Raw genomic sequence first — 22907 nt, 5'->3', positions numbered from 1 at the left:
CATTTTAGCGATTCAGATTCAACACAAATTATCAAGTAGTCTAAAATTTTATTCTCTAGGATGCAGCTAAAAAATTAGATGAATAAATAAATAAGATGTTATTTGATTGTTATCAGCAATTTTACTGAATTAAGTAAAACAGAAATAGCATATAAAACAAATAGTGTTACTAGCTTGATAACAGACGTAAAAACTTTAGTTCACCTATCAGATACTCATTCTTAACTCTATGAAAATTTCGTTGATTCCCGATCTATAGGTAATGTAGTGTTCAGTTTATGATATTTTCTCAATGTAATTAAGTGATTTTCTCATTCTGTTAAATTTTAAAGTTTAGATAAAAAAGCTACTTTAGAGCGAAAAATAAGATTTGCGATGTGAATTTTATTTTAAGAGCGTGATTACGTTTTATTAAAGGGGAATCATAAAAGTAATATTTCTTATTGTCACTATAGGGAGTAAGGTAATTGTTTATTACTTTTGTTATTTCTATGCCATGTGTAACCAAACCAATGTCAGTAAATATTCTGAGCCGCAAGTCATCGAACAAGTCAAGGAGAAAAGAGGGATGGATAGGACAACTACATTTCAGCATTGATGATTGTTATGTAGGCGTTTACCTACAAACTCGTCGAGAAATGGCTGAAATTATCAATAGTCTAAAAAAGCGATCAGCTACGCTGGGCGGAACGCCATCGCTAATTGGTAATTTAGCCCCAAGGTGAAGCTTTAAGTAGTTTTTCAGTCCTCAGAACTCTGATTTTCTATGGAATGCAACTCATGTCAGGCATAAGCCCATATTCTCTTTCTAAAAAACCACCCCTTATTTTAGTCGCAGATGATGACAAAATCATCCGTATGCTATTGCGTGAAGCTATGGAAAGAGAAGGCTATCGAGTGGTAGAGGTAACAGATGGTAAACAGTGTCTGGATGCTTATGAGACAGTAAAACCAGATATAGTTTTACTGGATGCAATGATGCCTGTAATGGATGGTTTTATTTGCTGTAAGGAATTATTGCAAATTGCCAGAAATAACTTAATTTCCGCTTTAGCAAATTTAGATAATGATGCTGAATTAGGTAGCACAATGATTTCCAGATTATGGGAACGTACTCCTATCATCATGATTACAAGTTTAAACGATGCAGAATCCGTAGATCGTGCTTTTGAGGCGGGAGCGACTGATTATATTACTAAGCCCATCCACTGGCCTGTATTGCGTCAACGTCTGAGAAGATTGCTACAGCAAGCACAAGTTTATAAACAGCTAGAGGCGGCTAACTTGGCTTTACAGCATTTAGCCAATGTAGACGGCTTAACTGGATTAGCAAATCGCCGTCGCTTTGATAATTACTTGAATACACAATGGATTAACTTGGTACAAGAGGGCGCTCCTCTGTCACTGATTTTATGTGATATTGACTTTTTTAAATTTTATAATGACCAATATGGACACCCAGCCGGAGACATCTGTTTACAAAGAGTAGGTGCTGTTTTAAGCTACAAGGTACAGAAACATCGAGATTTAGTAGCTCGTTATGGCGGTGAAGAATTTGCCGTAATCATGCCGTATACTCATGCAGACGGAGCAACTTATGTCGCCAAAAACATCCAGTACAGCGTTAGAAATTTGCAAATTCCCCACCGCAAATCAATTATCAGTGACCATATTACCCTGAGTATGGGTGTAGCAACTGTCATTCCTACTTGGGAGTCTTCGCCATCCGAGTTAATTGCAACTGCGGATAAAGCTCTTTATCAGGCAAAAGAAGCAGGACGTAATCGGATTTGTCAGTTGACAGTTAACAGTTGACAGTTGTCATTAGTCCATAGTCCATAGTCCATAGTCAAAAGGCAGGAGGTAGAACTGTTTGAATTTTGAATTTTGAATTTTGAATTGATTACTCCCCCGCTCCCTACGCAGGATATACGGGAAGTGTAAAGTGAAACCACGCTCCGCCGTGGGGGTTAGAGTCTACCCAGATTTGTCCGTAGTGGGCGCGGATGATTCTTTGACATAAAGATAAGCCGATGCCGTAACCATCTTTAGCTTCATCTCGCTCTAGACGATAGTGATTTTCAAATATGCGCTCTCGATTCTCTATGGGAATACCAGGGCCTGTGTCACCAATACTAAATTGTATTTTTTGTGTAGTACGATGTAATCCAGCAATGCTAATTGTGCCACCTTCTGGTGTGTATTTAATGGCGTTGTCTAGCAAGTTTATCAGTACTTGGCGAATGCGTTCGGGGTCGGCGTAAACACAGGGTAAGTCTTGGGGAATGTCTGTTTCAACTTTCTGCGCTTTGGTTGTGTAGCGATCGCGCAATTGCGCTAGTATTTCTAAACACAGTGAGCCAATTTCAGTTTTTTGTGGTATAATTATGAACTCTGTATCAGAACCTCTACCAACTTGTAATAGCTCCGCAATCATTTTATCTATTGATTTGGTTTGAGTACGGGCTTGTCTGAGGAGATTGACGACTAAAGCAGGTTTTAGGCGTTGAAATGTACCGATGTCTGGGTTGTAGTTAGACTGTAGGGTTTCGATGGCGATCGCAGCTGCTGTTAGTGGGTTACGTAGGTCATGAACTAACATGGCAATCACTCGGTCTTTAAACTGTAACTGCTCTATTAATTTCTCTTTTTCTTGTTTGAGATTAAAAATTTCATCTGAAAGGCGCAACAATTCAGAAGAAACGGCAATAGAACTAATAGTTGATTGAGGTTGCACCACTAGACCATTGTCATCTATACGCTCTTGTTGTAACTCTTCCTGCAATTTTACATAAGCCTCTGCGGAGGCTTGCCATCGCGGCCACCAGTTCTTGAGTTGGGTGATGATGTTGCTGCCGGCTAAAGTCTGCCTGGGTTCGGGATGAATCTTAATTAACGCTGGTGTAGCGACTAACTTAAAATGTTCTGCTAAGTATGGTTGTTGTCCGACATCAATAATTTGAAGTTCAAAGTTATACTCAGCCTGTAATTCTTTTAAGTAAGCACGGATACGCTGCACCTGCTGTTTGGACTGAGGTCGTCCATCAACGAACAACAACAGCTGGAGTGAAGCCTCAGAATAAATAGGCTGATCCTGGGAAACTTGCATGGAATCGTGTTTCAGCACTGGTAACAACCCGGCGACGCTTTGCAAAAATTAGAATAAACTGACAATTGTCGTGGTCGTTTTTTCTCAATTTAATCTCTATTTTAGATTTTTACTACACCTATTCACACAAGGTTTTGGAGATGAGAACCATAGTTTTTAGCCTTTTATTGCCTTTTTGGGTCACTAGCTTGGCAGGAAACGCCCTTGCTCTACAATATCAGTCTTCACCTCATAATCATACTCTGGCTGTTGCGTCAACTAATGAAAATTTTTATACTGATGCCAGTTATTTAATTCAGCAACAGCTAGATTTGATTGTACGCATCGAACAAGCTCTAGTTTCTCCAGATGCAAATCAGATGCGTGCTGTGCGTGGACAGTTAATTATCCAAAATAAAACAGTAGAAGCTTTTCTCAAGCGCCATTACCCTAGCAGTCAGAATTTGTGCCAGCAGCAAGCAACTTTTCCCTTATCTAGCCAGTGGAGTCAATCACAAACAAAAATTTATTGTGCTTTGTCTGCTTCTAGCCAGGAGTTATTTAAACTTTCGCCCGTACTAGATCAACTCTTGTCTCGCCGGGGTGAAGTCGGTTTAGTTAGACCGTTACCCTTGGTAAGTGGGGAACGTAAGTCAGACCCAATACTGACTATTGCACCAACACAACTGCCCAACTTGGGAAAGCCAGCAACGCCTCTATCAACTAGAGAACCAAATTTATCACTGCCACAGTCTACCACAGTCACTTCCCCATCTGCATTACCAATTATCGGTGTAATTGGTAAAACAGCGATAGCTAATTATCAGCCACCGATGCAACCTGCGATCGCTCCACCAGATGCAACACTAAATATATTAGCCAATGCCAAGCAGTCATTGACAGCAGCGCAGATAGCATTTCCCCCAGAAACAAAATTTCGAGATGCACAAAAAACTAATATAGCTCTTGACCGCTTTACTTATGGACTTGACCCGCAAGAGGCGGAAACTTACGCTAAGTTTTTGCGATTACCACGTACTGGTATTTTTCGGGCTTTGCCTGCATCAGCTTACCAGCGTCTGCTCAATACTGTAAGTAACCGATTACAGGCTAGTGTAAGTGAACGCTATGCTTTTCCGAGGTTGGGTAATACCCAAGCAGGACTTAATCCTAGTTTAACACTTGAGATAGTAGATGAGAAATTCCAGCTACGACATCAGGGGGTAGATTATAGCTTTATGGTAAACCTGGGGGATGTGCCATTAGAGAAATTAGATGATAGGTTGAAAGCTGTACCCTCATCAACCAGAGAGTTCTTCCTGAACTACCAACCCCCTCAACAGTTGGCAGCTTTACAAGTAGATAGAAGACGCTTTATTACAGGTAAAGACCAGAATTGGCAGCAAAATCAGGTAATTTGGGCTAGTACCACCGCCCAATTGAATCATACTTATTTAGTGCGATCGCTGCAATTCCAACTACCAGAGATTATTCTCAATGGTCAGATCGCCAATATAGAAAAGAGCAGCTACCTAGACCAATTAAAACAAGTGCGTAGTAGCGATATGATTATTGCTTTTCGACCAGTCCGCAAAAGGTCTGATGGTAGTTACACCGTAATTTGGCGAATCCTCAAGGAGCTACCAGCACCACAAATCAAAGAGTGAAAAATTAATTATCAAGTTAAAATTCTGCTGGTAGGTTGAATGTCTACCTTTTTAACATAGGCAAGATCCCATACCACAGTATTCATACACAACATCAGCCTGGAAAAACTACTAGTAAATGCCAACAAATAATTTTAATAAAAGGTATGAGCAAGCAAGAAACGGTGAATAATTATTTAATTAACTATATTGATAAAGTACTAATTATTGCTCATAAAGAAGCAACTGATCAATTAGAAGTAACCTTAAAACAAGAAGAATTTGATTATGAAGTTCTTCGCCAAGAAAGTAAGCCAGAATTTAAAGACTTTTCTCGCAGTTATTTATGCTTACTAAATCATCGCCACGCCTGGGAAAGAGCCGCCCAAGCAGATAAACCGACCCTAATTATTGAAGCAGATTTTGTGCCAGTAATAGGTTTTGGTAAATTACCCTTACCTTTTAATCCCGATCAAACTGATGTTGGCATTAGCTGGCTTTACACTTGTGCGCCGCAAGTTTATCATGTTTCACCAGAAGGCTATGCTCAAGGGTATTCCACTTCTGCCGTCGCATATATTGTCAATCCACAAAGTGCTACCTATCTATTAGAACTAGCTGATGAAGTTACAGAAAAAATAGGAGCCACTAAATACTCGACTTGGGATTCTGATATTGATAAATTTCTCCGCCAACGCCAGCTTAAAAACTATATTCCTTGGCGCAACTATGGAGAACATGGAGGTTTACCTAATCCAGAACATAAGCAAAATAATCTCAGTAAAGTTCATCGTGCTGATGTCCTCTACGGTAAACTCGCCTTTACTCCTTTGTACGCCGTTGGTGAACAGGGTGGAACAGGAAATTTTCTCAACGTCAGATTACAAGCACGTCTCAAAGGAATTGCTCGTTTAGCAGTAGGTCGCTTTTTACGTCCCCCAGTCGTCAAAGGTTCCACTACCCCCATGAGGCTAATCAAATTTGCTTTGTTACGCCAATTTTCATTAAGGCTTTAGTCAACAGTCCACAGTCCACAGTCAAAGATAAAGTTTTTTGACTATGGACTAATGACTAATGACTAATGACTAATGACTAAAAAACCCTCGTCTGCGCTAGGGTAGGAATTGACACGCGATTTGTGATTTCCTGTGCTTTCTAGTAAACGACCTGCTTTAGTCTTAAGTTTGGCTGTTTTGTTGACTTCATTAACAGCCTGCGCTAACAGTCCAACTGCTAAGAACTTAGAACAGTCTCTAGCAGCAGACCCAAGATTACAAGGTAATCAAGTGGTTTTTGGAGAGGCTAAGGAGAGTGAAGTCCAACCGACACCAACTCAGCCTACAGTCCAGTTACCTGCTGATTTTCCCAAGGATATACCCATATACCAAAATGCTCAACTACAGGAAATCACTCCTGCTAGTGGTGGAGAACAGCGAGTATCAACACGTTGGCTGAGTTCAGACCCCAGCAACTTCATTAGTAACTTTTATCGTAACCAGTTTCAAGCCAACAACTGGCAGATTTTGCAACAGCCAACTGATGATGTAGAAGGGACTTTTGAAGCCCGACGTAATGATTTGCTAGTCAAGGTATCAATTCAACCTAAGTCAGTAACTAACGCCGCAGCAAATCAACCCCAAACATCTACAGCAATACAAATTAAGTACGTTCCTAATGCTGCGGCTACCGCATCATCTAATGTTCCTACAAGTGGTGATGCCCAGTTTATCGGCCCAGTACCTCCAGCAAATTGGGTAACACAGCCAACTAATACACCTAATAATTCAACCACTGCGACAGCCACAACATTTAACGATATTAATAAAGCACCGCAACAACTGCGGCAATATATCCAAGATTTAGCTGCTTTGGGGGTTTTCAATTCCACATCTTCGGGGAATAAAACTAATATTTCTAGCAACCAGTTTGAACCTGGAAAAATTGTGACTCGGCGAGAATATGCCCATTGGTTAGTGGCTGCTAATAATGCTATGTATGCTAATAACCCAGCAAAGCAGATTCGTTTGGCTGGGGAAAGTACGCAAGCGGCTTTTAGTGATGTGTCGCCACAAAATCCAGATTTTCCCGTCATTCAAGGATTAGCCGAAGCTGGTTTAATACCTAGCCCTTTATCTGGAGATGCGACAGCCGTTTTGTTTCGTCCTGATGCACCTTTGACACGAGAACAGTTGATTTTGTGGAAATTACCTTTAGATACTCGCCAAGCTTTACCTAATGCTACTTTGGATGCGGTGCGGGAAACTTGGGGTTTCCAAGATGTGGGGAAAATTGACCCCAAAGCTTTAAGAGCAGTTTTAGCAGATTTCCAAAATGGCGAACAAGCAAATATTCGGCGGGTATTTGGCTACACTACCTTATTTCAACCGAAAAAACCCGTAACTCGTGCAGAAGCGGCGGCGGCTTTATGGTATTTCGGCTCACAAGGTGAGGGAATATCGGCTGTTGATGCACTCAAGTTGAAGCAAACATCACCCGCAAAACAAGCACAATGACCTACGGTTGATTTTAGGCGATCGCTAACATCATTTTTGATAGCTATTAACCGAGTAGCAAAAAATACTGAAAATCTTGATATTTCTCTCTGATTTTTCTTGATATCTTAATTGTTGTCTATGTAAAGTTACTTAAGTAAAAATATCAAGAATAGCTGAGGTAAAAAAATAACTTAGTTGGTCTTGTGATTTTTTTGTAACTTTATCAAACAAACTCAACAATAAAATCTCATTTATTCATCAAACATGAAAATTAAAATATTAGCGGCAACTTTGATTTCTTTTTCTTTTATGTTGCCTCTAAAAGCTTCGGCTGCAAGTTTTTCTAAACTGTATGTATTCGGTGATAGTTTGTCAGACAATGGTAACTTATTTGCTTTCACCAAAGATCCCAATACAGGTATTGGTTTTCCTCCTCCTCCTTATTTTCAAGGACGCTTTAGCAACGGGCTTAACTGGACAGATATTCTAGCCCAAAAGTTAAATCTCAAGTCTCCCACCCCGATTGCTACTGGTGGCAATCTCAATAGTGGTATTAATTTTGCCTTCGGTGGTGCAACTACCACACCCATAAACACGATCGCCACAGGTTTGCCATCTTTGCCCCAAGAGATTGGCACTTTTAAATATTTAGTGAGTCAAAATCCTCAACTAGCTGATCCAAACGCCCTTTACACAGTTTGGTTTGGTGCTAATGATTACTTGCCTACTCAATCCCTAGATTTCCCACCTTTTACTACTCCTAATACGACCTTAAAGAATATCTCTGATGCCATACTAGATTTAGCTAGTGTTGGTGCAAAAAATTTCGTAGTTGCTAATTTGCCCAACTTAGGAGATACCCCCCTAGCACTAGGTATAGATAGCCAATTCAACGGCTTTTCCCACCAACTCAATACATTAAGCCAACAACACAATCTGGGATTATCCCAACTCATTGCCAATTTAAACCAAAATCCAGCATTAGGTTTAAATATTAAACTTCTAGATGTCAATCCTCTGTTTAATAATGCCAAAAACTTAGGTTTTAAAACTATAGATAAGCCTTGTTTGGATAGGGTTGCTGGAACCATCTGTGCAAATCCCGATGAATATTTATTTTGGGATGAAATTCATCCCACAGCACGCGCTCATGCCATCTTAGGGGCAGCAGCATTTTCTACAGTTCCTGAACCTTCTATGACAATAGGAATGTTGTCTTTTGGTGCTTTGGCTGCGGCAGGAATGCTGAAGCGGAAACAAACAAGGTCAAAACTAACTGGAAGAAATTTAGCTTTGACGGCTAGTAAAAATTAATCACATCCACCGTATCATGGTTTTGGTGGGCAATGCCCACCCTACCTATATTTCAAAATTAAGAATGGGTTCTATAGTTGATCAAGCAAAACTGATTTTTAGATTTAACTTTACTAATGTGGAATTACAACCAATTATTTGAAATTATTGAAGAATTGGTGCTGCATCATTCACCTAGTGGTGTAGAGGAAGAAATTAACCAATATTTACTACAAAAATTTACCGCTTTGGGTGTACAAGTGTGGAGCGATCGCGCTGATAATATCATAGCCAAAATACCTGGAAAAGACTCCACTAGAGCGATCGCTATCACTGCCCACAAAGATGAAATAGGCGCTATCGTCAAAAATATCGGTGATGCAGGTAAAGTAGAAGTCCGCAAACTTGGTGGTGCTTTCCCTTGGGTTTACGGCGAGGGTGTTGTCGATTTAATAGGAGACAGCGAAACCATTAGCGGTATTCTCAGCTTTGGTTCTCGCCATGTCTCCCACGAGTCACCACAGAAAATCCAGCAAGAAGATACACCAGTTAAATGGGAAGATGCTTGGATCGAAACCAAACGCACAACTGAGGAATTAGAAGCGGCTGGTATTCGTCCAGGGACAAGAATGGTCATCGGCAAACATCGCAAACGCCCCGTAAGATTACAGGATTATATTGCCAGCTATACTTTAGATAACAAAGCATCAGTAGCGATTTTATTGGCTTTAGCTCAATATTTACAAGAGCCAGCAATTGATGTTTACTTAGTAGCTTCCGCCAAAGAAGAAGTTGGTGCTATTGGGGCGTTATTTTTTACTCAAAATCAACAATTAGATGCTTTAATTGCTTTAGAAATTTGTCCATTAGCTGAAGAATATCCTGTTAAAGATGAGGCAAATCCTGTCCTGTTGTCTCAGGATGCCTATGGCATATATGACGAGGGTTTGAATAGACAATTACGCCAATGTGCCAAGCAGTTGAATATGCCAATACAGCTAACAACCCTCAGTGGTTTTGGCAGTGATGCTTCAATTGCTATGAAATTTGGTCATGTTGGACGCGCAGCTTGTTTAGCTTTTCCCACTCAAAATACTCATGGTTATGAAATTGCTCATTTAGGTGCAATTGCTAACTGTATTAATTTGTTAAAAGCTTTTTGCGAAACTGAATTTGATTAAAAGCCGATGATGGGATTTGAACCCACGGCCTGCTGATTACGAATCAGCTGCTCTACCACTGAGCCACATCGGCATATACGATTAGGAATTATAGCATTATTTACTTATGGTGGAACCTAATTCCCAAAAGCGCCTTGACCCTGAACAATATGCCCGTCTTAAAGCAGGAATGGCAACACCCTATCGTGGACTGCGGCAATTTCTCTATGTTGGTTTCGGTGCGTCTGGCTTTATTGGCGCGTTCATTTTCTTTTTTCAACTCCTTGCTGGGCGAGATGTGGAAAATGCTCTACCAAATTTCGCTTTGCAAATAGGAATTGTGACACTGATGATTTTTCTTTGGCGTTGGGAACAAAGACGGAAAAAATAATGAGTATAGATACTTAATTTTGTAGATAAATATGGGGTGAGCAGGGAACAGGGTTTAATATATCGTAATTCTTCTTAAGAAAATTGATATTTTGATACACTCTGAAACATAAAGAGAGAAAAGATAAAGAAAATATTAGGAATTAAGGAATTTCAAAATTTTCTGAGACACTGGTAATTGTTCAAACGGAGTCAGCAAATATAAAGACTCTGAATATAAGTCCATCCTTTTAAAAGGGGTCAAACTATTTTAAAGACCCCCAAGTTAAAAAAAACCAGAATCTTTCAAGCGCCAGTTCGAGTATTTACTTGTCTGGCGCTTGAAGTTTTTATATTCGGGAACAGGGGATAAACTGGGAAACCTTTTACTATAGAGGTTTTAGGATGAGCTTACATCTTATCTGTACTAGCGATCGCGTTTTGCCCTCGCTTCTCCTACAAAACTACACATTCAGGAAACTGACGTTTTAATGCTGGAAATACTGGACAGGGAGCTTGTTCTTGTAAATTCTCTGGTTTACTCCAGGTAAATGGAGCTTTTTGTGCCGCAGACATCCACAATAGTTGTTTTGCTCTTGTCATGGCTACGTAGAGTAAACGGTATTCTTCGGCTGTTTTGAGGTGTTTTGCTTGTTCCCAAGCTGGTGTTACTTCTGGTATCTCGGTTTCACCGTGGAGTGCAGCACGAATTTGAGCGCGGGCAACTTCTGATAAGGTAAAGTCACCCAAAAACTGACTTTGGGGCGGAACCCAAAATCTACCGGGAATTAAGTTTTCATGGAGGAAGGGAATAAACACATAGTTCCAATCTAGTCCTTTGGCTTTGTGCATGGTAATAATAGTCAATTGACCATTACGGGTGTAACGCGCTTCTGCATCGTCTGTTTCTACTGGTTCAAACCTTTCGGAACTGACAATTTCACTTAAGGCGGAAAGCATAGCCCCCATCGAGTTACTACCAGCTATTTGTTTATTTACCCGTTCTGAAAGTTTATCGGCTGTGGCTAGTTCTGCTTGGTCGTAATTTAATGTCAGGGCGAGGAAAGAAATGATTTGATATAAAGGCAGTTCTAAACGAGCGCGTAGTAAACTACGACAGAGGTGCGAAGCTTTCTGTACTGGTTCAGATTGGGGTGCAGCTAAGGGGCCTGGATACAAAAATTCTTCTGGTAAACTAGCAAGTGCATTTAGGTCTTGAGTAGGGATTAATTGACGTTTTACTAATACTTCTAAGGCAGATTTGAGATAGTCGGGAGAATGAGGGCGATCGCAAAATTGCAATAATGCCAAAATCTCTTGGGGAACATGAGAACGGCGATCGCTTTCTCCTACATCAAACAATGTAATATTATGCTCTTTACATATAGGCGCTAGTGCTTCTGATAACCAACGTCCTTGGCGATTTTCCCGCACCAGCACAGCCGCATTTTTACCCATGTCTTCGGTGAATAACTCCACCACCCTCTTAGACAGTAATTCCACAGTCTGAAAAATATCGCGGGGTGTATGCAGTTCTAATCCTCTACCTATAGCTACAGGGTTGACATCAATTAAATTGACCGGACGGATTTTTTGCAGGCTAAAGGGGGTAGAAATAGGAGGATGGGAAGACTGTTGATTTTTCGCCCCATAAAAACTATTTACCCATTCCAGAGCAAAGTTAGCAGCGTTAATAATCATGGCGGTACTACGACCAGCCTGATCCATTGTTGCTAGTTTATGGGAGCGATCGCACTCTTGGCAAAATTCCCGAAAGTAAATCGGATCTGCTGGGGTGAAAGTTGAGTTAATCGCTTGATTAGGATCACCAACACGGACTAGGTTAATTGGGGAGTAGGGAGTGGGGAGTGGGGAGTGGGGGAAATAATTATTAACTTCTGCCTCCTGCCTTCTGCCTCCTGCCTCCTGCCTCCTGACTTCTGCCTCCTGCTTCCTGGCTCCTGCGGCTAAAATCTCTAACAGTCGCGTTTGCAATGGACTGGAATCTTGGGCTTCATCTTCAAAAACGGCAAAAACTTGGTTTTGCTCAATTCTGCGAGCGCTATCGTTTTCTAGGACACGCAGGGCGGCTAAAATCATGTCGTCGTAGTCGATGAAGTCGCGCGATCGCATTAGGTCTTGATATTGTTCATACAATCCAGCCGCTATGGTTAAAATCTCATAGGCGTTGGTAGTTTGTTGACTCCATTGTCTGAGTTGATTTGGTGATATACCGGAACTTTTGGCTTCGTGTATAACTGTAGTTGCTAAATCTGGTAAAACTTCTGTGCGTAAAACTGACTGACGGCGTAACCTTTCTGTTTCTTCGCCATCAAATTGTTGTCCTTCTAATAACCGCAAATATAATCTGGGGTGATTATTAATCCATAGTTCAACTGCTGTACGAATAAAGCGATGGCTTTGGTTGGGGGTGATGAGGGTAACATTCTCTAACTCTAACCCTGATAAATCTGGATGACGACTGGCGATGTTTAAAGCCAAACCATGTAGGGTATAGACGGCAAAACCAGTTTGAGGTAAAGATAATTGTTTAAGGTAGTAGCGAATTTTTGATTTAATATTGGCAGCTGCCGAACGAGTAAAAGTGACTACTACTAACTGACGACGAGAAGATTTTGCTGACTGGGCCGCCTGCTGATACTGACGAGCGATCGCAATTGCCGCCGCCGCCGCCATACCAGTAGATTTACCCGCACCTGGTACAGCCGACACCGCCAAAGGCCCTGATTGCCAGTCTGCCATTTGTTGTTGTCCTGGGCGTAAAGTGTGACGAATAGCTGCAATTTTTTCTTGTAGGCTAGCAACAAATGATAATTCTGTTTGCACAGATGCCGACGGTATTTCGGTAATATTAGAATCTGTCATATAAAATTCTGTTTTAAAATAGCTTTCTTTGATGATTGTGACTTTGTGTTTTTATATGTATTACTATTTTCTATTCTAAAACAATTCTATAAAATAAATAGCTTAAAAAGTTAATACTATTGTTTTTTCTATCTCCTATCTTAATGTCAAAAAATTTATTTTTTCTAATTGACTCATATCTTTGTTATGACAAATTACAGACATTATTCGCATTATTTAGCTTTGTTTGGGTTGCTAGTCGTTGGTACTATTTTACGTTTTTGGCATTTGGACTTAAAACCACTGTGGTTAGATGAAGTGATTACTGCCATCTTTAGTTTAGGTAATAACTATCAAGATTTGCAGTTAGACGTACTAATTCCTCTACAACAAGTACAAAATATTTTTACTTTCCGTCCTGGTGTTAGTTGTTCACAAATTGCCGAGAATATTGCTCGTCAATCCACCCACCCGCCACTATTTTTTTGTGTAATGCACTATTGGTTAGGATGGTTAACGCCGTTAGGAGAAAACTGGATAGTCAAATTGCGATCGCTACCAGCTTTGTTTGGTGTAGGTGCGATCGCTGCTATTTATGGTGTTAATCGTATAGCCTTTTCTGCAAAATCAGGAATTATTGCTGCTGCCTTAATGGCGGTATCTCCCTTTGCCGTTTACCTTTCTCAAGAAGCACGGCACTATACCTTACCCATGCTTTTTATTAGTTTATCATTACTGATACTCATGCAGATTCAACGAGATTTGGCTCAAGAAATCTGGCGATTATGGGTATGGCTATTATGGATAGTTGTTAATATTATAGGATTTTACATCCACTACTTTTTTGCATTCGTTTTCTTTGCTGAGATTGTCACTTTACTCATATTAATTAAACTATATAATTTTCAATTATTTAGCAAGTCAAAATTTTTCCTAACAATACTTTTTTCTATTGGTATTGTTGTGCTGAGTTTCTTGCCTTGGATGCTCATAACTCTTAGTCATGCCAAAAGAACAGAAACCAATTGGTTAGATGCGCCGAGCATTATCTCGCCTTTCTACCAAATTCTTATGAATTGGATATTAATGATGATTTTCTTACCTATAGAAAATCAACCTCTAATAGTAGTGATTATCAGTGGAGTTTTAATACTTGCATTTGCTATTTTTGCAAGTTGGCGAGTTTTTCGTGGACTCAAGCAACTATGGATAAAACCAGCAACTCATCTACCTACGTTAACACTTTTAAGTTTTACTGGCTTTATATTACTGGAAATGATAGCGATCGCCTATCTGACAAAAAAAGATATTACTAGTGTTCCGCGTTACAGCTTTGTTTACTATCCTGGCTTTTGTGCGTTATTAGCTGCAAGTTTAAGTACAAATCAAAATTCAAGGTCTTTTAATTTTAAAATCCAAAATTCACAAGTATTAATTTTTACTTTTGTTGGTTTTCTAAGTAGTATTTTTGTAGTTTATAATTTAGTTTTTCAAAAGCCTTTTCAACCAGACAGAATAGCACAAAACCTAAATTTAGAGCCATCATCACCTGTAATGTTGGTGAGTATATATAGCAATTACCAAGATGCAGTTTTAGGAGTTAGCATTGCATCTGCGCTAGAACAAATTAGAAGTCAAAACTCCCAGCCTGATAATTTTGTAGCTTTATCACCAGATCCTAATTTAGATGCCATTTGGAAGAAAATTTCCCAACTACCCATGACAGTAAAATCTCCCCGGAATTTATGGGTAGTGGGACGAGGTATGAGAAGACAGAGTTTTCCTCAACAATTGTTGTTGTCTAACCAAACTGTTTGTCAACTCGACCCCCAACAGCATTACCGTATAGGAGTTCGCCATCAACTTTATAGGTGTGAGGGAAGGATTCAATAGTCCATAGTTAATGTCAAACTATTGTATAATTTTACTCTAATTTAATAGATTTTCCTCAGTTTAATTAACTATTGCCTTGTAAATAAAGAGTCTAGATATGGTCAACCTAGAAGCTGAAGACCGCAAACAACTGATAACTCTTCTTAAAGACATACCAGAACTAACTACAGAGCGATCGCGTCAGCAAATTTTGGAGCTAGCAGATTTAAAACAGTTGTCACCAATGATTGACCTTTCTGGTGCGCCCTTTGTAGCAGTTAATGAGATAGTCAGCTATCTATCTAATTACGGACGTTTAAATTATGACCAAGAAGCATTAGGGCGCTTCTTAAATACTTTGAAAGACTTTGTGGGAGTGCAGCAGCAACAATTTTTAGACAAGCTGCTAACAAAATATGACATGATGACTCCAATCGCCCCATTACCAGCAATAAATCACTGGCGAGGAAGAGAAACTTTAGTAGAGATATTCGAGAAAATAATTGGAGAAAATGGTGTCTCATCATTCCCCGGAAGTCAAGCTTTTGAATTTACTTTGGTTACAATAAATTCTCAAGGCCAAGAAATAGAATCTCATCAAGAACAAGCTTACTACTTAACTGAAGAACTTGGGAATGGGATTGTATTGGAAATGGTTTATATTCCTGGAGGAGAATTTTGGATGGGTTCACCGGAAGCAGAAGGAAAAAAAAGGCGATATTCAAACGAAAGACCTCAGCATTTAGTCACAGTGAAACCATTTTTTATTAGCAAATACGCCATTACACAAACACAGTGGAAACAAATTGCTTCTTTGCCAGAAGTTCGTCAAAAACTCAAGCTTCGTCCATCACGTCAAGGAGGTAACAGTCACCCTGTTACCCAAGTTTCCTGGTTTGATGCTGTTGAGTTTTGTGATCGACTATCTCAAAAAACAGGTCACAAGTACCGTCTTCCTAGCGAAGCAGAGTGGGAATATGCCTGTCGTGCTGGAACTACAACCCCTTTTCACTTTGGGCAAACTATTAACTTCAATGTAGCTAATTATGATAGTCGTTACCCCTATCTTTCAGAACCTAAAGGGATTTATCGTGAAAAAACTACAGAAGTAGGCTTTTTTCAGTTTGCTAACTCTTTTGGATTGTTCGATATGCACGGGTTAGTTTGGGAATGGTGCTTAGATAATTGGCATCAAAGTTATGATCTAGCACCTACAAACGGAGATGCTTGGCTAGACAGTAATGATAATAATATTCGTGTGATGCGTGGTGGTTCATGGAGTAGCGAAGCATTTTTATGTCGTTCTAGTTTTCGCCAGTTTAATTAGGGCTTGCTGAAAAAGTCATTTCAAAGGAAGAGAAAAATTGATTAAGTAGTCAGTCCAGAAAAAAGATAAGTTTTTGTTGTTTAAGGTTTAATGAAATATCAGTTTCGATAATAGAAGAAGTAAAAAAAGACTCAGTTTTGAAAAATAGGCAAAAAAATACACAAAAAAGCCGTAATAGCAGAGTAGAAAGATTCATAACTAAAAAAGTTATGGCAATAGCGGTGAAAGAAGTATGAGGAAGTTTAGCCATAACTCTACCAAGGCTAAATCTTCGTTTACCTTGTCCAAACTTGCCCTCAATACAATTACGAATCCTTTCGTCATAAGCGGCTTGTTTCTTCTTTTCAGGGCTGACATTTTGGGGGGGTCTACCTAGTGGTGGGCCACTAATTCTAATTCCCCTTTCTTGACACCAAGCTCGATTCTCCCTCGTCCGATAAATCTTATCAACATGAACTGATTCAGGATAATATCCGGTGTAGTTTTTGTATGCTTCTACTTGTGATTTTAAGTCTCCTGATTCGTTAAAGTTGTCCCAACTAATATGGTCTAAAAATACATAGCCATCATAGTAACTAGCTGAAAACTTAGCCCCAAACTCTACTGTTCTCCCGGCTTTACCTCGGATAATCGGACGAATGTGTGGTTGGTTTAAACTGACAATGCGGTCTTGTATACTAATTTTTTGATTTTCATATAACCATAACTGTTGACGATAAACTTCTGCTACTACTAGCAACATCTTATATTGACTGTTGCTCAGTTTTAATAGTGACGCACCTAAATTTATTAGCTGCTGAATATGAGTTAAATTTCTGTTGATATATTGCAGTTGCTTTCTGATAGCTTTCCTTCTTTCTTTAACTGTTGGTTTTCTTTTCTTGGCTACTGCTAAATAATCCTTTCTTGCTTTGTTTCTGTAGGTTCTTGGTTTGTTGATATTTCTTACTAATAAGGACTTATATAATGTATCTATGATTGTTTCTGTTTGCTTTCTGGCTTGATTTAATAATCCTAAATCTGTCGGATAACTTATGTCTGCTGGCGCACAACTAGCATCTAATATTAATTTTCCTCTATTGGCTGGCTTACTTTTTGAATCCTCGACCTCTGGCTTTTTTGCTCTTACTTCTACCTCCTGTTTATTTTCTAACATCTTCCTGACTATTTCTTGATTGATTTTATTGACTAATTCTATATCTATCCTTTCTCTAAAATGAACTAGCATTGACGGGTCAAATGCAGATTCATTACTATATGCTGACATTCCTATAAAGTATTGCAGATACGGGTTCTCCCGAATTTGTTCTACTGTCTCTCTGTCACTTATTCCTAATTTTTCTTTAATTATTAATGCTCCCAACGCCATTCTAAATGTTTTGGCTGGCGCTCCCATTCTTGCTGAAAATATTTCTGCGTACTCTGCTTCAAATTTTGACCAAGGTATCATGTTCGCCATGATTACCCATCGGTTATCTGACGCTAGTTTTCCCCCAAAGGGTAGTTCAAAGTTTTCTGCTGCTTTTTCTTGCTTTTGCGCTCTTCGATACATTTTAACGCAACTTGCTACAAGGATTTTTACTTATCTTACCCTTTTTCTTTTCACCTTATTTTTCTTTCCTGACCCTGAAACTCTTCATTCTGCTATCTTTCGCCCTTATTCAGCCAGCCCTAATTATGCAAGCGAAATCTTGAACAATGTTGGTTTTAGAATTGTTCGCTTACTGTAATATGAAATTACTTAAACTAAGCAATTTCATTTACTTCTGAATACTCCTCATTTGTGTTTGATAGCCGATGCTTTTTACGTACAGATAGAGTTTGTCGATATTCATATGCTTGAGGATATTTTTCAAATTCATCTATTCTTAAAAATACACCACTTTTTTTCTGAATTTCTTTAACTGCTGTCTCAATTTCATCTATTGAAACTTGAAAAAAGTCTCTTCTTGAATTAACTACATTCACTCTTTTATCATCAAAACGTTGATGTAACTTCTGTAATGTATCTACAGCATCCTCTGAGAAAATTTTAAAATGAACGTCAAATTGAAATGGAACTGCGGGATTCATCTCTCTAATATATAAGTCTTCTTGACTACGAGATGTCATACAAATTCGATACATATCTCGTCCAAGAGAACCTATATTAGAAATTATATAAATATATCCTGATTTCAATCTTCTAGTTTCAGATAGAGCATTTTCTCTGTCACTTCTATCTTCTGCAACTAGTCGTTCTAACTCCTGGATTTTCATCTCCAATTGTTTTCTTTCTGCGTCTTTAGCTTGTACTATCTCTTGTCTTATTTTATCAATTTCTTTTTGATGAAGTCTTTCTCTTTCTTCTGCCTCTTCTGCCCTCAGTCTTGCCTTATCAATTGCTTCACGTTCTTTATTTTGCTTTCTATTTTCTCTATCCCTTTCTTGCTCTTGCTGTTTTTTATCTTCTAATTCGTATTGCAAATCTAATTCAATCAGCTTCAGATGTAAATCACCAAACAGTTTGCCAATCAAATCCTCAGTCATTTCTGGCACTGGCTTGCGGTCATCTACGTTGGCAGAAGTTAATTTAAATGCCAACAATTCACCTTGGTCATTAATTATCAAATGAAGTTTGAATCCGAAGTGCCAACCGACCGAGTTTTTGCCCCAATTTACTAATCCTTTAAATACTTTATGTGCATGGGCGCGGCAATTATGGCACACATTAATAGGCGTTGAATCAATAAAACTAATTCCCGTAATTTCTCCTGTCCTTGTATGCAAAAAGCAGCACAACAGCATTAAGCACCACGGCATCAATTCTACAAATCTGTTGTAGCTCACCAAGTTGGGAAATGCCCCACGCCAACCAGGTAGTACGTGCAATGTATAAAATTCCTTAAATGTTCGATATCCACTACCATGAAAGGCAATGACTATTGTCATCACTTCCGATATGCTCATCCTTGAGCGACTACGACGTTCTCCTGTTATCGATGGTAGCTGTGGGATCACTTGCCATAACTGTTCCCACTGTTTACAGAAATCATCTACATCACAGAATACTTGTGTAATATCGAGGCGAGATACAATAGTAGACATAGCCGAGACCCTGATTTTGTAATGATATTTTTTAGTCTCGGTCTTTTTTATGTTTTTTTCACCCTCTTGCCATAAATTTTACTGTTCTTTGATTTCCTTGTTCGCCAATTCCTTTTTATACTAGCTTTCTGGCTTTCTTCTCTCATCGAACTCACGTTAATTTAATAACGTAATCTCCCTCTTAGCAACTTTGATTATCATTATCATGTAGTTTTGAGTGCGGCTCATAAATGAGGAAAATCAATTAAGAGGTTTAATCTATATATTTGCTTCAAAGTCAACCCTTGTTGTGCCACTTTATAATGCGCTTGCTCTGTCCTCATCTTCCCCCGTTACCTATTCATCAATTTGCCAGGAATCTTTAGTTACATTCTCATCCAAAATTTTCCGAGGACGAACAATAATAATTACTTTCCCTAATATGGGTAGTTCTGGTTGAGTTTCAAACCACTGAAAATCTAATTCACCACCGTTATCTACTACAAAGTAACTAAAATCATTCCATTCACGCTGAGAACGATCTACAACCACTAGGATTGGCCCTGGCTGTGCTTGGTTTTGATTAGGGAAGCGATCGCTAGTTGCTAAAATTGTCACTGGATCTTCTGCGGCTAACAGTACTCGCCAACCCGGTAAAGCCACCCAAGCCTGTTCGCCAGCAAATTTAACTATGCGAAATGGTTCAATTTCTTCAACTAGAGGAACTTCTTGCAGTTCTTGCGCTTTTAAAGGTAACTCACCTGCTACCGGAACCATCCTGGGTAACTCGTCCTCTGTATCAAAGCGGTAAAACGGAGGAATAGGGGCAGGACGCTGGGAAACAACGGTAAAATCAATTAATAACTGTTCGATTTGTTTCCTAGCTGATGGACTATGAGCAAATCGTAAACCTTTGGCAATGAGACGCGATCGCTCTTGTAAATCTGTGTATTGTCGTGCTAATTTCCAAGTTTGATAGGCTACTGCATCCCCAGGATGGTCAGTAAATCCTTCTGGTAAGGTACGGAAGCGGGAAAAATCTTTAATCGCCTTGGCTACTTCCCGTGCTTCTTCCAAATCTAGTTTATGGGTAAAAGTTAACTCAGCCGCAGCTGCTCTTTCTTCTTGAGTGAGCAAACGTAGTTCATATAAAACATCACTCCCCCTAGTAGCATAATAAGCGCGTGTAGCCTCTGATGCTCCCACTTTTTCTATAGAATTATAAACTTGAGAGCCTACAACCACCTGATTTTGTTGAACTGGCTCAAATCCTGTAGCTTCAAAAATCTCTTGAGGATTGTAACCAGATTTTTGTAAATAGGCGATCGCTTGACCCCATTCCACCCAGTTACCTTGTTTTTGCCTTAGTTTTCGCAGCAGTTCTTGTGCCAATTCAGTAGGTACATTCTCAGGATTGGGAGCGTTGGGTGTGAAGTCAGTCATAATTGCAATTCAAAATTTTGTAGAGTTATGTATAAGCCAAACGCTAACAGCGTAGAATTTTCACTTGATAAATAGGACGTAATTTAAACGAGCATTGACCTAACTTATAGAGTTGAAATTTTGGTTGATGCGACTAACTTTATACTGTATCAGCAAATCTTATTGTAATCTTTAACAGCCAACTATCTCTACACCCTACCGTCAAATAAATTTTTGAGTTACAAATTCCTCATCAGAGCAACATAAACTATATCCGCAATTACCCGCAAGGCTTGGCTGAAATAATCTACTAAGCTTGTAAGGAATATAACAATATAAAAAAATTTATGGGTAGAACCTTATGACTAATGGTGTCAGCGATATTCAAGCTAGTCGTCGACAAGTAGCAACTCTAGAACGAGCAAAAAAACTGAAAATATTAGTAGTTGATGATGAGCCAGATAATCTAGATTTGCTTTATCGCACTTTCCGGCGAGATTTCCAAGTTCTCAAAGCTGATAGTGGGATAAATGCCTTAGAAATTTTAGCATCTGAGGGAGAAGTAGCAGTTATTATCTCCGATCAGCGTATGCCGGAAATGAAGGGAACTGAGTTTTTGAGTAAAACTGTACCTCAGTTTCCCGATACCGTCAGAATTATTCTTACCGGCTTTACCGACATTGAAGACTTAGTAGAGGCAATTAACGCTGGGCAAGTTTACAAGTATATTACTAAGCCTTGGGACCCTAGCGAACTGAAAGCTGTTGTGCAGAGAGCAGCCGAAACCTATGATTTGCTCAAGCAACGGACAGAAGAATTGCGCCGTGCCAACGCTCAAATGTCATTATTAACGGTTTTGGTACAGGTAACACAAGCAGCAAAGAGTTTAGAAGAAACCTTAACACCCATTGCTACTGCATTTGCTGAAAGTTTCTGTGCCGATGCCTGTATTTTACAAATGCTAGAAGGCAAAACACTCAGCACAGTACAAGGTTTTTATAGCAGTGAAACAACTCTCAAAAATTGGTTAAATCAAGACCCCCTGACAACCGCAGCGATCGCTTCAGGACAAATTCAGGTGACAGTCAATGCTGCTAAAGACCCCAACCTAGCGAGTGTAACTTACTATCAAGAGCATGGTATCCAAGCCCATGTGGTGATTCCTATTACCTACCGCAACGATATGTTAGGTGTATTATCTCTCCAGTGGCAACAACCAGGCTCACTACGGGAAGATGAATTAAACCTCATCCATTTATCAGCGCAACTAGTAGCGATCGCTCTAACGAGTAGTCGCTGTAGTTAATAGTCAATAGTCAATAGTCAATAGTCAGGACTGTTGACTATTTGTTTGAGAATATCTAACGATATGCAAGAAGCCGATAATAAATTAAGTGTAGCTGACTAGATTGGTTATTGGACTAAACGTGCGGCTGTTACCATAACAACATGAACAAGCATATGAGATATGATTGCGGCTTCTAGACCTTTGCGCCAGTAGAGATAACCTGCTATTAAACCAAAAACTGAATTACCGATAATTACATAAGCAATTACTGAAGTTGTTAGCTGTTTTGTTATTAGAAAAGCAAGGGGTAAATGACCCAAGGCAAAAAGGAGAGATGACAGTGCGATCGCTACTACAAAACATAATGTAGATGGTTTACCATGCCCTTGGGAAAGAACGTGCCAGCCTATCCACACTAAAAGAGTCATCATTCCCCATCTCAGCAATAACTCTTCGGTAATACCTCCATATAAAATACGAGTCACAAGGGGCGTATTTCCTGAAAGTGCTTCAGCCTTTGTTAGAAAATCTGAGGGGAGAAATAACTTGGCAAACCACTGGATAGCTACCAATAGAACACCACCTATCAAACCGCCAATAATCCCTGGAATCACTTGAGGCTGAATAGCTAAACTTGCTGAATTTCCTTGAGTTAATGCTTCTATAAAAGGTGCAGATAATCCCACTTGATGAGCTAAAAAAACACCAATTAATACAGCAACAGATAAAAGAATAGTTGGTGAAGTCAAGGAAAGCAATTTAATCTGCCACAAAGGCATCTTTAATTCTTCACCTTCAGGAATAGGTAATTCCATCCACCAAAGAGAGATAATACCCGCCATGCCTGTCAGCCATAAAATTGTAAACAACTTCATTGATATTAAATATGGCTAATAACTAACAATATAGTTGGCAACAGGTTATCAGTAACAAATAATTAAATCAGCGTTACCAACAATACACATATTATCACTATTTAAACAGCTAGGATATCCCATCCAACAGATTAACTTAAT

At 39.3% G+C, this 22907-nt stretch carries 17 protein-coding genes and 1 tRNA gene; 11 read left to right on the top strand and 7 right to left on the bottom strand.

Features of this window, described 5'->3' with window-relative positions:
- Positions 1-512: 512 nt before the first annotated feature.
- Entirely contained in the window at positions 513-725 is a 213-nt protein-coding gene (locus tag NSMS1_RS10605) for a hypothetical protein (protein ID WP_224093030.1), read from the top strand.
- Positions 726-780: 55 nt separating this feature from the next.
- On the top strand, positions 781-1815 hold the full coding sequence (locus NSMS1_RS10600) for a PleD family two-component system response regulator (protein ID WP_224093028.1): 1035 nt from the start codon (positions 781-783) through the stop codon (positions 1813-1815).
- A gap of 103 nt (positions 1816-1918) precedes the next feature.
- On the opposite strand, the gene NSMS1_RS10595 is transcribed toward NSMS1_RS10600, so the two are convergent.
- Positions 1919-3127 (bottom strand): histidine kinase, encoded by a 1209-nt coding sequence (locus tag NSMS1_RS10595; RefSeq protein ID WP_224093025.1) that lies wholly within the window; start codon positions 3125-3127, stop codon positions 1919-1921.
- Between the two features lie 122 nt (positions 3128-3249).
- Here NSMS1_RS10595 and NSMS1_RS10590 point away from each other — a divergent pair, with 122 nt between their 5' ends.
- The 5 genes from NSMS1_RS10590 (at position 3250) to NSMS1_RS10570 (ending at position 9703) form a co-directional block, all read left to right on the top strand.
- Positions 3250-4755 carry a hypothetical protein gene (locus NSMS1_RS10590; RefSeq protein ID WP_224093023.1) on the top strand — a complete coding sequence of 502 codons (1506 nt, stop codon included), beginning with the start codon at positions 3250-3252 and terminating at the stop codon, positions 4753-4755.
- Between the two features lie 146 nt (positions 4756-4901).
- The gene (locus NSMS1_RS10585; RefSeq protein ID WP_224093021.1) at positions 4902-5750 is read left to right on the top strand and encodes an LPS biosynthesis glycosyltransferase; all 849 of its coding nucleotides are present in this window, start codon (positions 4902-4904) and stop codon (positions 5748-5750) included.
- A 132-nt stretch (positions 5751-5882) separates the two neighbouring features.
- Complete coding sequence (locus NSMS1_RS10580) at positions 5883-7247, top strand: S-layer homology domain-containing protein (RefSeq protein ID WP_224093019.1); 1365 nt, start codon at positions 5883-5885, stop codon at positions 7245-7247.
- Between the two features lie 246 nt (positions 7248-7493).
- Positions 7494-8543 carry an SGNH/GDSL hydrolase family protein gene (locus tag NSMS1_RS10575; RefSeq protein ID WP_224093016.1) on the top strand — a complete coding sequence of 350 codons (1050 nt, stop codon included), beginning with the start codon at positions 7494-7496 and terminating at the stop codon, positions 8541-8543.
- Between the two features lie 116 nt (positions 8544-8659).
- Positions 8660-9703: a M42 family metallopeptidase gene (locus NSMS1_RS10570; RefSeq protein WP_224093014.1), complete on the top strand. Its 1044-nt coding sequence runs from the start codon at positions 8660-8662 to the stop codon at positions 9701-9703.
- Between the two features lies 1 nt (position 9704).
- Here NSMS1_RS10570 and NSMS1_RS10565 read toward each other — a convergent pair.
- Positions 9705-9776, bottom strand: a tRNA-Thr gene (locus NSMS1_RS10565).
- Between the two features lie 33 nt (positions 9777-9809).
- Here NSMS1_RS10565 and NSMS1_RS10560 point away from each other — a divergent pair.
- Entirely contained in the window at positions 9810-10073 is a 264-nt protein-coding gene (locus tag NSMS1_RS10560; protein ID WP_224093012.1) for a DUF3493 domain-containing protein, read from the top strand.
- A 434-nt stretch (positions 10074-10507) separates the two neighbouring features.
- Here the strand turns inward: NSMS1_RS10560 and NSMS1_RS10555 are convergent, their stop codons facing one another.
- A complete protein-coding gene (locus NSMS1_RS10555) occupies positions 10508-12937 on the bottom strand; it encodes an ATP-dependent helicase (protein WP_224093010.1) in 2430 nt (809 codons plus the stop codon).
- Between the two features lie 186 nt (positions 12938-13123).
- Here NSMS1_RS10555 and NSMS1_RS10550 point away from each other — a divergent pair, with 186 nt between their 5' ends.
- A complete protein-coding gene (locus NSMS1_RS10550) occupies positions 13124-14809 on the top strand; it encodes a glycosyltransferase family 39 protein (protein ID WP_224093009.1) in 1686 nt (561 codons plus the stop codon).
- 97 nt (positions 14810-14906) lie between these two features.
- Complete coding sequence (locus NSMS1_RS10545) at positions 14907-16115, top strand: SUMF1/EgtB/PvdO family nonheme iron enzyme (protein WP_224093008.1); 1209 nt, start codon at positions 14907-14909, stop codon at positions 16113-16115.
- Between the two features lie 49 nt (positions 16116-16164).
- Here the strand turns inward: NSMS1_RS10545 and NSMS1_RS10540 are convergent, their stop codons facing one another.
- The 3 genes from NSMS1_RS10540 to NSMS1_RS10530 all read right to left on the bottom strand — a co-directional run bounded on the left by NSMS1_RS10540 (position 16165) and on the right by NSMS1_RS10530 (position 20624).
- Entirely contained in the window at positions 16165-17667 is a 1503-nt protein-coding gene (locus NSMS1_RS10540) for an IS5 family transposase (protein ID WP_224085439.1), read from the bottom strand.
- 194 nt (positions 17668-17861) lie between these two features.
- Complete coding sequence (locus NSMS1_RS10535; protein ID WP_224093007.1) at positions 17862-19202, bottom strand: IS982 family transposase; 1341 nt, start codon at positions 19200-19202, stop codon at positions 17862-17864.
- A 336-nt stretch (positions 19203-19538) separates the two neighbouring features.
- The gene (locus NSMS1_RS10530) at positions 19539-20624 is read right to left on the bottom strand and encodes a RuBisCO accumulation factor 1 (RefSeq protein ID WP_224093006.1); all 1086 of its coding nucleotides are present in this window, start codon (positions 20622-20624) and stop codon (positions 19539-19541) included.
- Between the two features lie 340 nt (positions 20625-20964).
- On the opposite strand from NSMS1_RS10530, the gene NSMS1_RS10525 reads away from it, so the two are divergent.
- Positions 20965-21909: a response regulator gene (locus NSMS1_RS10525; protein ID WP_224093005.1), complete on the top strand. Its 945-nt coding sequence runs from the start codon at positions 20965-20967 to the stop codon at positions 21907-21909.
- 107 nt (positions 21910-22016) lie between these two features.
- Here the strand turns inward: NSMS1_RS10525 and NSMS1_RS10520 are convergent, their stop codons facing one another.
- Positions 22017-22766 carry a CPBP family intramembrane glutamic endopeptidase gene (locus NSMS1_RS10520; RefSeq protein ID WP_224093004.1) on the bottom strand — a complete coding sequence of 250 codons (750 nt, stop codon included), beginning with the start codon at positions 22764-22766 and terminating at the stop codon, positions 22017-22019.
- Positions 22767-22907 lie beyond the last annotated feature (141 nt).

The organism is Nostoc sp. MS1 (assembly GCF_019976755.1).
GTDB lineage: Bacteria > Cyanobacteriota > Cyanobacteriia > Cyanobacteriales > Nostocaceae > Trichormus.
This window is presented reverse-complemented; position numbering and strand designations above follow the sequence as displayed.

Coding starts and splice junctions, on each gene's coding strand:
- NSMS1_RS10605 (WP_224093030.1), top strand. CDS start 513: ATGTCAGTAAATATTCTGAGCCGCAAGTCATCGAACAAGTCAAGGAGA.
- NSMS1_RS10600 (WP_224093028.1), top strand. CDS start 781: ATGTCAGGCATAAGCCCATATTCTCTTTCTAAAAAACCACCCCTTATT.
- NSMS1_RS10590 (WP_224093023.1), top strand. CDS start 3,250: ATGAGAACCATAGTTTTTAGCCTTTTATTGCCTTTTTGGGTCACTAGC.
- NSMS1_RS10585 (WP_224093021.1), top strand. CDS start 4,902: ATGAGCAAGCAAGAAACGGTGAATAATTATTTAATTAACTATATTGAT.
- NSMS1_RS10575 (WP_224093016.1), top strand. CDS start 7,494: ATGAAAATTAAAATATTAGCGGCAACTTTGATTTCTTTTTCTTTTATG.
- NSMS1_RS10570 (WP_224093014.1), top strand. CDS start 8,660: ATGTGGAATTACAACCAATTATTTGAAATTATTGAAGAATTGGTGCTG.
- NSMS1_RS10560 (WP_224093012.1), top strand. CDS start 9,810: ATGGTGGAACCTAATTCCCAAAAGCGCCTTGACCCTGAACAATATGCC.
- NSMS1_RS10555 (WP_224093010.1), bottom strand. CDS start 12,937: ATGACAGATTCTAATATTACCGAAATACCGTCGGCATCTGTGCAAACA.
- NSMS1_RS10550 (WP_224093009.1), top strand. CDS start 13,124: ATGACAAATTACAGACATTATTCGCATTATTTAGCTTTGTTTGGGTTG.
- NSMS1_RS10545 (WP_224093008.1), top strand. CDS start 14,907: ATGGTCAACCTAGAAGCTGAAGACCGCAAACAACTGATAACTCTTCTT.
- NSMS1_RS10540 (WP_224085439.1), bottom strand. CDS start 17,667: ATGTATCGAAGAGCGCAAAAGCAAGAAAAAGCAGCAGAAAACTTTGAA.
- NSMS1_RS10535 (WP_224093007.1), bottom strand. CDS start 19,202: ATGTCTACTATTGTATCTCGCCTCGATATTACACAAGTATTCTGTGAT.
- NSMS1_RS10530 (WP_224093006.1), bottom strand. CDS start 20,624: ATGACTGACTTCACACCCAACGCTCCCAATCCTGAGAATGTACCTACT.
- NSMS1_RS10525 (WP_224093005.1), top strand. CDS start 20,965: ATGACTAATGGTGTCAGCGATATTCAAGCTAGTCGTCGACAAGTAGCA.
- NSMS1_RS10520 (WP_224093004.1), bottom strand. CDS start 22,766: ATGAAGTTGTTTACAATTTTATGGCTGACAGGCATGGCGGGTATTATC.